At 42.3% G+C, this 13,869-nt stretch carries 12 protein-coding genes; 1 reads left to right on the forward strand and 11 read right to left on the reverse strand.

The window, feature by feature from the left end:
* Positions 1-165: 165 nt before the first annotated feature.
* Positions 166-714: a sugar transferase gene (locus ACSZO1_RS18350; protein ID WP_437615188.1), complete on the reverse strand. Its 549-nt coding sequence runs from the start codon at positions 712-714 to the stop codon at positions 166-168.
* A 4-nt stretch (positions 715-718) separates the two neighbouring features.
* Positions 719-1,717 carry a UDP-glucose 4-epimerase family protein gene (locus ACSZO1_RS18355; protein WP_437615190.1) on the reverse strand — a complete coding sequence of 333 codons (999 nt, stop codon included), beginning with the start codon at positions 1,715-1,717 and terminating at the stop codon, positions 719-721.
* A gap of 133 nt (positions 1,718-1,850) precedes the next feature.
* On the opposite strand from ACSZO1_RS18355, the gene ACSZO1_RS18360 reads away from it, so the two are divergent.
* Complete coding sequence (locus tag ACSZO1_RS18360; RefSeq protein WP_437615192.1) at positions 1,851-3,725, forward strand: polysaccharide biosynthesis protein; 1,875 nt, start codon at positions 1,851-1,853, stop codon at positions 3,723-3,725.
* A gap of 30 nt (positions 3,726-3,755) precedes the next feature.
* Here ACSZO1_RS18360 and ACSZO1_RS18365 read toward each other — a convergent pair whose 3' ends face one another.
* The 9 genes from ACSZO1_RS18365 to ACSZO1_RS18405 form a co-directional block, all read right to left on the reverse strand.
* On the reverse strand, positions 3,756-4,955 hold the full coding sequence (locus ACSZO1_RS18365) for a hypothetical protein (protein WP_437615194.1): 1,200 nt from the start codon (positions 4,953-4,955) through the stop codon (positions 3,756-3,758).
* A complete protein-coding gene (locus tag ACSZO1_RS18370; RefSeq protein ID WP_437615196.1) occupies positions 4,952-5,890 on the reverse strand; it encodes a GDP-L-fucose synthase family protein in 939 nt (312 codons plus the stop codon). The genes ACSZO1_RS18365 and ACSZO1_RS18370 overlap by 4 nt, the downstream gene beginning before the upstream one ends.
* An 11-nt stretch (positions 5,891-5,901) precedes the next feature.
* Positions 5,902-6,633, reverse strand: a complete 732-nt coding sequence (locus ACSZO1_RS18375) for an ABC transporter ATP-binding protein (RefSeq protein WP_437615198.1) — start codon at positions 6,631-6,633, stop codon at positions 5,902-5,904.
* 3 nt (positions 6,634-6,636) lie between these two features.
* A complete protein-coding gene (locus ACSZO1_RS18380; protein WP_437615200.1) occupies positions 6,637-7,410 on the reverse strand; it encodes an ABC transporter permease in 774 nt (257 codons plus the stop codon).
* 59 nt (positions 7,411-7,469) lie between these two features.
* Positions 7,470-8,588, reverse strand: a complete 1,119-nt coding sequence (gmd, locus tag ACSZO1_RS18385) for a GDP-mannose 4,6-dehydratase (protein WP_437615202.1) — start codon at positions 8,586-8,588, stop codon at positions 7,470-7,472.
* A gap of 34 nt (positions 8,589-8,622) precedes the next feature.
* Positions 8,623-9,996 (reverse strand): phosphomannomutase CpsG, encoded by a 1,374-nt coding sequence (locus tag ACSZO1_RS18390; RefSeq protein ID WP_437615204.1) that lies wholly within the window; start codon positions 9,994-9,996, stop codon positions 8,623-8,625.
* 24 nt (positions 9,997-10,020) lie between these two features.
* The gene (locus ACSZO1_RS18395; protein WP_437615206.1) at positions 10,021-11,421 is read right to left on the reverse strand and encodes a mannose-1-phosphate guanylyltransferase/mannose-6-phosphate isomerase; all 1,401 of its coding nucleotides are present in this window, start codon (positions 11,419-11,421) and stop codon (positions 10,021-10,023) included.
* A 248-nt stretch (positions 11,422-11,669) separates the two neighbouring features.
* Positions 11,670-12,794, reverse strand: coding sequence for a glycosyltransferase family 4 protein (locus tag ACSZO1_RS18400; protein ID WP_437615208.1), 1,125 nt, complete (start codon positions 12,792-12,794; stop codon positions 11,670-11,672).
* A 283-nt stretch (positions 12,795-13,077) separates the two neighbouring features.
* Positions 13,078-13,422 (reverse strand): hypothetical protein, encoded by a 345-nt coding sequence (locus tag ACSZO1_RS18405; RefSeq protein WP_437615210.1) that lies wholly within the window; start codon positions 13,420-13,422, stop codon positions 13,078-13,080.
* Positions 13,423-13,869 lie beyond the last annotated feature (447 nt).

The raw sequence follows: 13,869 nt of genomic DNA on the forward strand, positions 1-13,869 counted from the left end.
GCCAAGAAAATGCCTCGGGTTCCGGCAGCCTTCAGTGGTCTTTGCAGAGTTAAGACAGGCGGCTTAGCGTTGCACTTTGAACTTGAATCCGCCAGTCACAGATGGTGGCGATGCGCGCCACCTGATTCACGTCTGCGTGCAATCGCTGCCTGAGGTGCTGTCAGACTAGCGAATACGATCTCCAGCACCGCCCCCCACTGCTGTACAAAGCAGATAAAGAAAATAATTGCGGATGCTCATGCTGCTGATCATTCGCTGATCCCATTCCGCCAGCTTCTCCGGCGTAGACATATCAATCGCATTGATCTGTGCCAGCCCGGTAATACCCGGCAGCACCTGAAACACGCCTCGCTGCTCACGGGTGGCAATCAGCTCATGCTGATTAAACAGACAGGGGCGCGGCCCCACCAGACTCATTTCGCCACGCAACACATTAATCAGCTGCGGCAACTCATCAAGTTTGGTCTTACGTAAAAAACGCCCTAATCGGGTTACTGCGTGACGGCTGGCAAGATGCGTCGCCACAGATTCAGTGGTGACAGCCATAGTTCGGAACTTGATGAGTTTAAACGGGCGCTGATGCTGCCCGACACGTTGCTGAACAAAAATCGGTGAACCGGTGTCCAGCATGCCAACGATATAAACAATCAACATGAGTGGCCACAGACACAGCAAGCCAATAAGAGCCAAAGAAAAATCCAGTACACGGTACATAATGTCACTTACCTTCTTTATCACTGGCGGTGTCAATACCCGCTTTTTCTGCCAGAAATGCCTGTGCCGTCATAGCCAGCGCCTGATCATAAGGGACTACAGGCCGCCAGCCTAGCAGCCGCCGGGTTGCACTGATATCAACCTGCAGCGACCCCAGCAAACGTTCAGCAACCGCCGATTTACCAGATAACCTCGCCACCGTTTGCAGGATAACCGGGGGTAATGGCCAGCTACGACACGACACGCCCAGTGCCACCGCCATATCCGCCAGCAAATCAGCCGTAGAGACATCATGATCATCCGACACCAGCCACACGTTTTTGACCGCCACAGGATGGCGCAGGCAAAGCAGGATCAGATCAACTAAATTATCAATAAACACCAGACTGCGTTGGTTATGGACCGAGGACAGCGGCAAAGGGATCCCCTGAGAAACCCAGCGCATCATCGTATGGAAATTTGCTTTCACTCCCGGTCCGTAGACCAGTGGAGGGCGAATGATCACGACTTCCAGCCCGGTTTCTTGTGCCAGTTGCAGCAACCCCTGCTCGGCTTCATATTTGCTGCGTCCGTAGGGGTCTTGCGGTATGCGCGAAACAGGAGGCTGAAATGGTCGCCCAGGTAACGTGGACTCACCATTCACTTTGACAGAACTGAGAAAAACAAAACGTTTCACTCCAGCCAGTGCCGCCTGCCTTGCCAGTTGCAGCGTGCCGTCGACATTCGTTTTCTGGTAACGATGCAGCGTATTCTCGCTATCCTGCATCTGATGCACTCTGGCCGCGCAATGCACCACTGCGTCCACACCTGCCAGAGCGGGCATCCAGTTTGTTGCCGCACCCAGATTAGCGCGAAATATCGCGCTATCGCCTCCGTAGCCGCTCTCTCGGCCATGCAGAATACATTCGATACCCTGCCTGTTCGCCAGCGTGACAACCCGGGAACCCACAAATCCTCCACTACCTGTTACCAAAATTTTCAATGTTATTCCCTTCCTCTGCACAGATTCTGAGAGTACCTTGGAGATGACCTGACAGAAATTAAGAGTTTCACAACTGGCGAAGCATTCACCAGCCGACTACACTATCCGAACAGGATATTCAACTCGTTGTCTTACAAGGACATTCAGGCCACAGATGCTCAATATTATTCTGTTTTTCCTGACGACAGAACGCAGAAACAAGCGCATTCTGACCATACTGTACGATGTAGTTGCTCTAGTTACTTCACTTTATCTGGCCGTTGCGGTTCGTCTGGGAACCTGGCATTTTCCTGTCGGTGTCGCAGAGATCTCAAGCGTACTGGTCACATTGTCCATCACCATTGCGGTATTCATTCGCTGTGGCATGTATCGCGCGGTGTTACGCTATATGATGCTGCCAGCAATCGGCAATGTCTTCCTGTCAGTCTTTCTGTCAGCCATAAGCCTGGCCATCAGCAGTTTCTTTTTCCAGTCCTTTGTGCCACGCAGCGTACCATTTATCTATGCTGGCATCGCGACACTAGCGCTTGGCAGCCCGCGCGTCCTGCTACGCACATTTTATTATCATTACTATAAGCGCCAGAAACCTAACATTTTTATCTATGGCGCAGGTGCTACCGGAAGAGAACTGGTTCATGCCCTGATTCAGGGGGATGAATACCATCCTGTTGTCATTCTGGATGACGACGAAGAAAAGATCGGGCAAATCATCTGTGGCATCAGAGTTCATAACAGTGACGAGTTTGAAAAGCTGAGGCCGCTCTATAGCCCCGTTAAATTGCTGCTTGCGATCAACAACATTAAAAAAGGCGAGCGGCTGAGGCTTCTGGAAACGCTGTCCCACTGGCCAATTGAAGTACAATCTGTACCGTCGGTAGAAGACATTGCTATCGGACGTGCAACAGCAACTGAAATCCGCGATTTAGAAATCGCCGACCTTCTCGGCCGCGAACCGGTTGAACCCGATAAGGAGCTGATGGCTCAGAATATTTTCAATAAATCAGTGATGGTTACCGGAGCAGGGGGATCCATAGGCTCTGAGCTGTGCCGACAAATCCTGATACAACGCCCGCGCATCTTGCTGCTGTTTGAGCTCAATGAATACAATCTTTATAGCATCGACCAGGAGCTCCAGGCCATTAAGCAACGCCTGCAACTCAATACTCAGATCGTGGCTGCACTGGGTTCAGTACAGAGAAAGAACCGGGTGCAGAAGCTGATTCGGGCACATAAGGTGGAAACGATTTACCATGCTGCTGCCTACAAACATGTACCGCTAGTAGAGGACAATATTATTGAAGGTATCCGCAATAATGTTTTCGGTACTCTGGCTTGCGCTGAAGCAGCAATTGAAGAAGGGGTGGAAAACTTTACCCTTATTTCGACCGATAAGGCCGTCCGTCCAACGAACGTTATGGGCACCAGTAAACGGCTCGCAGAATTACTGCTACAGGCTCTGGCAGAAAAACAATGCGAGACGGTCTTTACGATGGTGCGCTTTGGTAATGTGCTGGGTTCTTCGGGTTCGGTAGTGCCTTTATTCAAGAATCAGATACGAAAAGGTGGCCCCGTAACCGTAACCCACCCGGAAATCATCCGCTATTTTATGCTAATTCCTGAAGCAGCTCAGTTAGTTATTCAGGCCGCAGCGATGGGAAAAACCGGTCAGGTGTTTGTGCTGGATATGGGAGATCCAATCAAGATCCTCGATCTGGCTCGCAGAATGATCAATTTGATGGGTATGAAGAGTTACATTGAAGGACAAGGCGAAGAAGGAGACATTGCCATCAAATTTACCGGACTACGCCCAGGAGAGAAACTCTACGAAGAGTTATTAATAGGTGACAATGTAGAAGGCACTCGTCATGAAAAAATCATGACAGCGAGAGAGGAAAAATTAAACTGGTATGAAATGAATAATTTGTTAAAAAAACTTGACATCAGCTGCCACGATTTCGATGTTACTGCAATAAAGAAAATATTACTGGAGGCTCCAACAGGTTATAGTCCCATCAGAGCCAGCCGATAAATAAAAAAGATAAAGCGAATATGAATTTATTTATTCGCTAGATAATTTTATATAGAGTTCAGCCTGTGATCGCAAGGTGTATTTTTTTTCATCGCCAGTCAATATTTTTGACTTCGATGGCATAAAATATAACGTCTTGCTTGACAATTCAAGATAGTTCCCAATATCAAAACGAGCATAATTATTATAGTCAGGAATCAGGCGAAACAATTCATCAAATGCAAATGATGAAGAACACAGCACTTGCTTTGACACATCCATACAAATAGAGGCAATACCTGATCCATCCTGCCCATTTTCTACATAAGGGAGCCAAACATAATCAACAGAGCCGGCAAGGTTAATAAAGTCTTCGTTGTCGTACTCGCCCATGAAGAACACACGATCTGATACGCCGTCAGCATACGACTGGTGCTGTAATGATGATATATACTTGTTGACCAGTTCATTATTTTTGATAGTCTGTGGGTGTTGTCTGCCAAAGAACATGAGCTTGTAACTTTTTGGTAAACAGGAAAGCGTCTTGATCGCCAGTGAATGACCCTTATATTCATTCACGAAACCGAACATACCAATTATTTTATCATTTTGTTTTATTTTATACTTCTCTTTTATGCCATTAAGTAATTCGAACGATGTTTCATGCGAATCATCAACAATTTTCAGAGGATGAACATGTACATTATCATAGTTAAAAAATAGCCCTATTTGTTCCTGAGCCCTGATAGTGTGAGCAATAATATTAATGTTGTTTTTGATAAGTGATTTAATTATTTTAGCATTAATTTTTGAAGAAACATTTCGTCTTAGCTCATTGAAGTACATTTTTATTGCTGTTTTAACGCGTAGCTTCAGTAAGTTTTTAATAGCTTCTCGTTGCGAAGCACTATAACTGACCAGACGAGGACTGTGTAATGTCACACTTGTATGAGGATTGGCTGACGCCAGCTTAAGTGTGCGTTTGATAATATCTGCCGGGACAGTCCCGTAAAGACCAGCTTCGAACTGTATATTAACCCCATCAAAACTCTTAAGCTTATTACATATGTCATCAATATGCTTATCCGCCTTCTTTCTCACGTCAGAGTTAACCGACTGCGTGAGTAACAAATTCAGACTAAGACATTCAACGTGAACGCCACTGGCAATCATCGAATCCATTAAAATCTTAGTAAAATAAGCATTACCACAGCTATCTGAAAAGCTCGAAACTATCGCTATTTTTTTCATTTTCTTACTCTGGAAATATTATTCTCATACCATGAAATGGTATCCGAAATTTGTTCACTCAAGTTAAAATCAGGTTCAAACCCTGAATCACGCAAAATTTTTACTGCAACACTTCTCTTCGGTATGCCTATCGGTGCATTTTCATCCCATACTGAAGTTATTTTACCATCATAATATTCGATAATTGAACTTACAATATCACCCATCGATGTTTCAACACCACTGGCAATATTCACTGTACCAGTTATATTGTTCATCGCATGCAAAGCAGCAAGTCCCGCTTGTTTATTATGCAAAAAATCGCGTGTTGTCTCTGGCCTCCCCCATACTATGAGCTTATTATCGCCATTCTTAATACTGTTGTATGCTTTATCGATGAGTGAAGGAATCACATGCCCATTAATGGAATCAAACTTGTCATTTGCGCCGAACAGGTTGGTAAAAAGCCCATAACAATAGTCAACATTATGGTATTTGTTTAATATCTTCAGATAAGCTAGCGCATGCCTTTTTGCCATAGCATACCCATACTCGCCACCGTGAGGCTCACCAGACATCAGATCATTTTCATCAAGAGGGAGCTTCACATAGGGGAAAGGATAAGACGCAACTGTACCTGCAAAAAATATTTTCTTTACATTAAACTGATGACAGGAACAAATAACATTCTGATTAATAATTGTATTATTAGAGATAGATTTTAGCTGATTATCCAGATTTCCCCTCAGGCCATAAACAAGGGATGCCAGATGAAACACATATTCTGGCTGATGTTGGGTAAAGTAATCAGTGACACTCTCCTCGCTAAGGCAATTCATCTCATTGCGATCAGGTGTTAGTACGTTTTCATAACCATTTACCGCCAAAGCATCGAGTAATCCATACCCCAACACTCCGCCTGCCCCCGTGATTAAGATCTTACCAGACCTGTTCATTCTGTTCACCATTATAAATGATTGTCTACCTCAGAAAGCTTGAGTTCTGTTACGCATCCGTTTTGTAGTAGAAAGAATTTATTGCAATATTTTTTGATAATGTCTTTCGAATGAGAAGCAAGCACCAGAACAGATGTATTGTTTATCATCTCTTCAAGTTTTTTACCCATTTTCTCTCTAAACTCAGCATCACCAACCGTCAACCATTCATCCATTAATAATACACTGGGATTAAGGACAGAAATGATCGAAAAGGCGAGCCTCAATAACATACCACTGGAATATGTTCTTACAGGAAGATGAATATAATCACCTAACTCACTGAACTCAACAATGTAGTCAATATGCTTCGCAATTTCCTTTCTCCGTAAACCAAGCAGAATGCCACGGATATAAATATTTTGTAATCCTGTCGCCTCACTATCCATCCCCATCGCCATATCAATGAGGGAGACCACATCTCCTTCGATATTCATATGTCCTGATGATGGATGGTAAACACCAGCCAAAACGCGCAAAAGGGTTGTTTTCCCTGCGCCGTTGTGCCCAATCAAAGCAACCCGTTCACCCTCATAGATATCAAAAGAAACGTTATTTAATGCTTTAACGGTCACATGATGGGTAGTATCGTCAAATCCACCGCCAACAGTACGTTTAAAAATAATTTTTTTCAAACTTCTTTGTGACGATGAATATATCGGAAACTCGACATTAACGTTTACCGCTTCGATTATTTTATTCATATATCACAGCCAATATGCAATTTTATTTTTAGCCCTGTTAAGAGTAAACATTGACAGAACAAAAAGAATCATAGTGATCGCAACAGAGATAACCATCGATTTTTCATCAGGAAAATGGCCCAGGATTGGTTCACGAATAATATTAAAGAAATGAACCAATGGGTTAAATTGAACCCAATACAGCCATTGTGCATTCAGCTGATCTGTTTTCCACATAATTGGAGTAAAGTAAAAACTGACCAGAAGGATGTTTTGGATAATCATTTGTATATCTCTGAATCTTGTACAAACAATGCCAAGAATAATAGACAGAGAAACCAATGACAATGACAATAGAACAAATCCAATGACAGAGAAAAGCGCAGTATAACTCCATCCCGGACCAACAAACGTAATAACAAAAAAAATGATGATGAAGTTATGCAGAAAAACAATAATATTTCTGCTTAGTATCCTTAGCATTATAGATGTAAAAGAAACTTTTGACTGCCTTATTATATAATCGAATTGCACGAATCCAGTACAAGCCTCAGTCAGTTGGCTGGATATATAAGTCCAGAATACCTGACCTATGCAGAAAAAAGGGAGATAATCCTTTACATCCAGCTTAAATAACGTTGACCATAACAGACTCAGCATTCCAACTAAAACAGCAGTACTGATTGTGACCCAAAATGGACCAAGCGTCGAACGTTTATATCTCTGCTTAATATCATACCAGGATAAAACCATCCATAACTCTGGATTTTTTAAAGCTGACTTTAGATCATTTAACATAGATAATAGCTCAAATAAATAAAAGAGCTTATTTGTAAGCTCTTTTTATTCTTTTCTGTTTATTCAACACTGACGTTGACGTCAAAACCGTTAGATTTCAACAATGCAAACTGCTTAGCTTTCTGTAGGTCATGAGCAACCATTTCATCGATCATTTCCTCCAGAGTCGTTTCAGGAACCCAACCCAAAAGGGCTTTTGCCTTACCAGGATCACCAAGTAATGTTTCTACTTCAGCCGGACGGAAATAACGAGGGTCGATGCAAACTATGACATCACCAGCTTTCAGTGCCGGTGCATTATTGCCATTCACTTTGACAACAACTGCTTTCTCATTAACACCAGAACCAGTGAACTCCAGTTCAATACCCAATTTAGCAGCAGACATTCTAATAAAATCACGCACGCTATATTGCACACCTGTCGCGATAACGAAATCTTCTGGCTTTTCCTGCTGCAGCATCATCCACTGCATTTTGACATAATCACGAGCATGCCCCCAGTCACGCATAGCATCAAGATTGCCCATATACAGGCATTTTTCCAGACCTTGCGCAATATTGGACAAACCACGTGTAATTTTGCGAGTCACAAATGTCTCACCGCGACGAGGAGACTCATGGTTAAACAAAATGCCATTGCAGGCATACATACCATATGATTCTCTGTAGTTCACCGTAATCCAGTAAGCATACATTTTAGCTACAGCATACGGGCTGCGGGGATAGAAAGGGGTAGTTTCCTTTTGGGGGGTTTCCTGAACAAGGCCATACAATTCAGACGTTGATGCCTGATAAAAGCGCGTTTTTTGTGTCAGCCCAAGGAAACGTATCGATTCGAGTAAACGCAGAGTACCGATAGCATCAACATCGGCAGTATATTCTGGTGATTCGAAGCTAACAGCAACATGTGATTGTGCACCTAAATTATAAATTTCATCAGGCTGCACTTCAGCAATAATACGGGTGAGGTTAGATGTATCCGTCAGGTCACCATAGTGAAGATTGAATTTCACATTTTCTTCATGAGGATCCTGATACAAATGATCAACACGCTGTGTATTAAAGAGTGATGAACGACGCTTAATCCCATGAACTTCATAACCCTTTTCCAAAAGGAATTCGGCAAGATAAGAACCATCCTGACCAGTTACTCCGGAAATCAAAGCAACTTTTTTCATCTATATTCTCCAATATTCTTCTGCAAGCCCAGCACTATGATTTAATAACTCGATCGAGTTTATTGACTTCTTCTCTTAATAACTCACTACTATTCCTTGCCTCGACATTCAGTCTCAGGAGTGGTTCCGTATTAGAAGCACGAACATTAAATCGAAAATTTTCATATTCAATACTTACACCATCCAAATACTCTATGCATTTTGCACCATCTGCATACAAGTATTTAATTCGCTCCAGAGTCTTATTTACATCATCAACGCGATAATTTATTTCTCCACTACACGGAAACAAGCTTATCCGTTGGGTGAGAATGTCTGACAATCGGGCGCGTTTGATACATAACAATTCGGCGATCAACAACCAGGGAATCATGCCACTATCGCAATATGAAAAATCCCTAAAATAATGGTGAGCGCTCATTTCACCACCATAGACTGCATTTTCACTGCGCATGCGCTCTTTAATGAATGCGTGTCCCGTCTTTGACATTACAGGAATACCACCAGCTTTACTGACAATATCAACGGTATTCCATGTCAAACGTGGGTCATGAATAATTTTTTCACCTGGTGATTTCTGCAAAAATGCTTCAGCAAGCAGGCCGACAATATAGTATCCCTCAATAAATTCAGCTTTACTGTCATAAAGGAAGCAGCGATCAAAGTCACCGTCAAAAGCGACACCGATATCGGCCTGGTGTTGTCGCATCGCATCAGCAGTATCCTGCCGACATTCAGGCAAAAGAGGGTTTGGGATACCATGAGGGAAATTCCCATCAGCCTGATGATGCACTTTGATAAATTCCACAGATGTACTTGCCTGATGAAAGCGTTGTTCAATTTCATCAATGACATGACCGGCTGCACCGTTTCCCGAGTTGATAACTATCTTTATAGGTTGAGTGAAGTGGCTAAGATCGATATAACTCATCAGGTGATCGACATACGCCGTGAGGACAGATATCCTCTTATAATTACCGCGTTGCAGAGGACTCACCGGAGGAAAGTTGTTCTCTTCAGCGAAACGTTGTATATCTCGTAATCCGCTGTCTCCGCTAATCGGGCGTGCTCCTCGTTGAACAAGCTTCATCCCATTATAATTCATTGGGTTATGACTTGCCGTCACTTCAATGCCGCCATCAAGATCCAGATGAAAAGTCGCAAAATAAACTTCTTCGGTACCACTTAATCCAATATCCAGAACATCTGAACCAGAATCCATTAACCCCTCTGCCAGCGCCATCTTGAGAGATTCACTCGTCAAACGAGCATCTCCCCCTACCACCACTGTTTTAGGCGATAAGTATTCTCCGTATGCCCGGCCAATGCGATACGCAATATCGTCATTCAATTCTTTGCCTAACTCACCACGAATATCATAGGCTTTGAAACATGTTAATGCTGTCATATGTCCCTTCTGATATATCGATAATTAGTTAATCTCAATAAAATCATCATCACCCAGATAGGAACCAGACTGGATCTCCAGCATTTCCAGTGGGATTTTCCCGGGATTATCAAGCTTATGGATGGCGCCGATGGGGATAAAGGTAGATTGATTTTCAGTCAGTAACTGAATTTTATCCTGGATAGTCACTTCAGCAGTGCCAGATAAAATAACCCAGTGCTCAGTGCGATGATAATGCATCTGGAGTGGAAGTGATTCTCCTGGTTTTACAGTGATACGATTCACATTGAATCGGTCAGTTCGAACAATAAGATCGCAGCGTCCCCATGGCCAGTAAGTTTCCCGATGGCGGCGATATTCACTACGACATTTTCCCTTAAGAAACTCCACTATACGCTTTACATCCTGAACCTGGTCTTTTTCCGCAACCAGTACAGCATCTTTAGTATTCACAATAACCAGATTATTAACGCCAACTGTGGCGACTAACTGATCATCTGTGTTGATATAGCAGTTCTGCGTGTTATGCAGAAAGGTATCACCTTTCAGCAGGTTACCATTCTCATCTTTTTCATTAACATCCCACAATGCAGCCCATGAACCAACATCACTCCAGCCAGCATCTAAGGGTACGACGACGGCATCTTCTGTTTTTTCCATTACGGCATAATCAACTGATTCATCCGGACAGTCGATAAAGTGCTCAGCCTGAATATTGATAAAGTCGCCCTGATGGTTAATCCCTTCGACCGCTAACTGGCAAGACTGTAGAATATCGGGTCTGAATTTTTCCAGTTCCTGCAAATATCGTGTGGCACGAAACATAAACATGCCACTATTCCAGTAATACTCACCTGACAATAAGTATTCTTCAGCTACTTCCAGACTGGGTTTTTCAACAAAGCGTAATACTTTATGTGGAGATGAAACGCCATCACCGGGTAATCGTTCCCCACGCTGTATATATCCATAACCTGTTTCCGGTCCTGCAGGGACAATACCAAATGTGACCAGGCTACCTTTTTTGGCATAGGAAACCGCTTTCCTGATTGCATCATGGAATGCAGCTTTTTTCTCGATAACATGATCTGCTGCCAGTACCAGAAGAATCGGATCATCTCCCTGTCTGATTGCATGCAGTGCGGCAAGGGCGATTGCCGGGGCGGTATTACGCCCCGCAGGTTCGAGAATGATATTTTTAGATAACTGATTAATTTGCCTTAGCTGCTCTGCGACCAGAAAACGATGGTCCTCATTACAGATTACGACTGGTTCTTGTGTGTCAATACCACTGAGACGATTCAGTGTTTCCTGCAACATTGATTGTTGACCATGCAAGCAAATAAATTGCTTAGGATAGAGCTCTCGCGAAAGTGGCCACAGGCGGCTACCAGTACCACCAGCCATAATTACAGGTAGTAACATAATATCATGACCTTATTTTATTCGAAGGAGTGGCTATCGAATCGCTATGAATTTATCAACTCAGGTAATTAAATACACGCTTTGCTACCAACAAAAAAAACACATATAATCTTCTATTATCATTTCATATTAATGAAAGAATCGCCCCACTCACATACTAAACCCCAAACAAAACCACCTGAGTTAAACATCAAAAAAAGCAGTACTATTACTAAAAACTCATGCAATATAAAAATCACCCAATAGAGTCACTTGTTACTTTTTAAGCATTCTTTATAAAGCTCAACATACTTACCTACCATTTTATCGGCAGTAAATAGCTCAAAAAATCTTTTTTTAGCATTATTCCCCATCTCCTGTGATATATCCTTATTCTCCCAAATAAATTTCATCGCATTACTCAGTTCTTTCGGATCAGAAGGTTTAATTACCAGACCAGTTTCCCTGTGAATATTGATGAAAGAGGTGCCTGTACCAATTTCACAAGAAATAAGAGGCTTACCATACATTGCCCCTTCCAGCAGAGTAATGCCAAATGCTTCAGTTCGTAATTGTGAAGGGAAGACAATACCGTAGCATAGCTCAAGAAGTGTGTTTTTATCTTCATCGGGTAGCGCCCCCAGAAAATGGATGTTATCAATTTTCCTTTCGGCAACCTTTTCTTTTAACTCTTTGTCAAGCGGACCTGAACCAATGATAACAACATCAATATCTTCATTTTCTCCCATCGCATCGATAAGTGTATTCAACCCCTTGTAATAACGCAGATTACCTATAAAAAGGAAAAAACGCTCAGGAAGGAAAGAACGCCACTTTTCTATATTTATTTTATCACTGACACGATAGTGACTCTCATCTATCCCAATAGGAATAACAGATGCTTTATAATCAAATTTTCTTAGTGTCTCGCTTGTAGCCAAATAGTTTGGTGATGTTGCGACAATTGCTGTTACCGAGCCAAGAAATTTATTCATTAATGGCTTATATAATTTCAGCAAATATTTTTGTTTGATAATATCTGAATGATAACTGACAACGGTAGGTTTATTTACCCCACAAATGAAATGCAACACATCTGAAAATGGGTAAGGAAAATGATAGTGAATAATATCAGCCGACTCCGCTAATTTTTTAAATTTCCTTATTGATGAGATTGAAAAAGGAGTCGAAGCCACATCAAAAAATTGATGATCGCGGACAATTTTATGATGATGAAAGCATTCTATATCACTATCCCCGCTGGGAGAAACATACTCAACAATGGAATTCACACCATGCTGAGCTGCACCTTCACAAATCTGGAATATGACCTGTTCGATACCACCATAGGTATTAGGATAGTAAGTCTTAAAAAAATGCAAAACATTAATCATATTTTTTCCGTCACATCATAAAGAGATATAAATGATTATCTTATTCTTATAGAAAGCATTTAATAAACGTATAAAAATCACAAACACTGGTTTATGAAATTAAGTGATAGAAAAAATGCATAAACCTAATGATAATATTGATTTTTCTATCCGACAGGCGAGTCCCTGCCAGTCAAAGACATATTTAGGGAAGGTGCGATTTAATCATTCAAAGTTCTGTTCATGACTACAATGATTGCCGTTCATCTATCGTTTTCAGTGTTTTGGGCGGTTCTTTGTTCATTTACCATACGATGACAGGACGAAAAAATGGTTCCCATCGAATTAATCGCACCTTCCTTAGCAAAGAGACAGAGAAGAATGGAGTTACACAGACGAGTAGCCACGACAAAATATGCCGGGCTGTAACGATTAAAGGTGAGAGCGGCTTTGATTTTCCCCTGCGCCCATCTGCTACAGAATAATCAGCAGCATTGATAACATAATCAGGCTGGAACGTCATAACCGTATCGAGTGCAGCCAGACGTCGGGTGATTTCTGATTTATAGCAACCAGAAGCTATAAGATGTGTTTTATGATTCAGTTTAGCAATGAGCAGGCGACCGCTCCCGGTAATTGATGCTCGCATTCAACGCCATCCATATTGTGATGATTCATCGGGCAGAAACCGCTTGTCCCGTTTGATGTTTCAGTATCGGCCAGTAATGAAAATCGTGAGGCCAGATAAAAAGAGATCACAGAGGAAAAAATGCCAGAAAAACCAGAATAATCTGAGCACGCTACCGCCCTTAGGATCCCCTAAAGAACTGTATGTACTCGTTTTTAGTGCATTTTACATAAAACGATACTGCTTCAGACGCACTACTCTGTCATGTATTGTAGCAACAATAAAGCTACCGGAGTCTCATTTAGTCTGCATATCCCTTCTCTCTTAATTTGAATATAGAACAAATAATGAAAAAACAGCAAGTTACAAACGATAAATATTAGGATTTTTCTCAGTCGCGAATTCAGATAATAAGTGCAACGCTTGGTCATGTGGATGGAGGGACGGTTAGCTACCGATAAGCTATCC

Origin of the sequence: Erwinia sp. V71 (genome assembly GCF_965644245.1) — a bacterium.
Taxonomy (GTDB): Bacteria; Pseudomonadota; Gammaproteobacteria; order Enterobacterales; family Enterobacteriaceae; genus Erwinia.

Coding starts and splice junctions, on each gene's coding strand:
- ACSZO1_RS18365 (WP_437615194.1), bottom strand. CDS start 4,955: ATGAAAAAAATAGCGATAGTTTCGAGCTTTTCAGATAGCTGTGGTAAT.
- ACSZO1_RS18370 (WP_437615196.1), bottom strand. CDS start 5,890: ATGAACAGGTCTGGTAAGATCTTAATCACGGGGGCAGGCGGAGTGTTG.
- ACSZO1_RS18405 (WP_437615210.1), bottom strand. CDS start 13,422: ATGCGAGCATCAATTACCGGGAGCGGTCGCCTGCTCATTGCTAAACTG.
- ACSZO1_RS18350 (WP_437615188.1), bottom strand. CDS start 714: ATGTACCGTGTACTGGATTTTTCTTTGGCTCTTATTGGCTTGCTGTGT.
- ACSZO1_RS18375 (WP_437615198.1), bottom strand. CDS start 6,633: ATGAATAAAATAATCGAAGCGGTAAACGTTAATGTCGAGTTTCCGATA.
- ACSZO1_RS18360 (WP_437615192.1), top strand. CDS start 1,851: ATGCTCAATATTATTCTGTTTTTCCTGACGACAGAACGCAGAAACAAG.
- ACSZO1_RS18380 (WP_437615200.1), bottom strand. CDS start 7,410: ATGTTAAATGATCTAAAGTCAGCTTTAAAAAATCCAGAGTTATGGATG.
- ACSZO1_RS18395 (WP_437615206.1), bottom strand. CDS start 11,421: ATGTTACTACCTGTAATTATGGCTGGTGGTACTGGTAGCCGCCTGTGG.
- ACSZO1_RS18390 (WP_437615204.1), bottom strand. CDS start 9,996: ATGACAGCATTAACATGTTTCAAAGCCTATGATATTCGTGGTGAGTTA.
- gmd (WP_437615202.1), bottom strand. CDS start 8,588: ATGAAAAAAGTTGCTTTGATTTCCGGAGTAACTGGTCAGGATGGTTCT.
- ACSZO1_RS18400 (WP_437615208.1), bottom strand. CDS start 12,794: ATGATTAATGTTTTGCATTTTTTTAAGACTTACTATCCTAATACCTAT.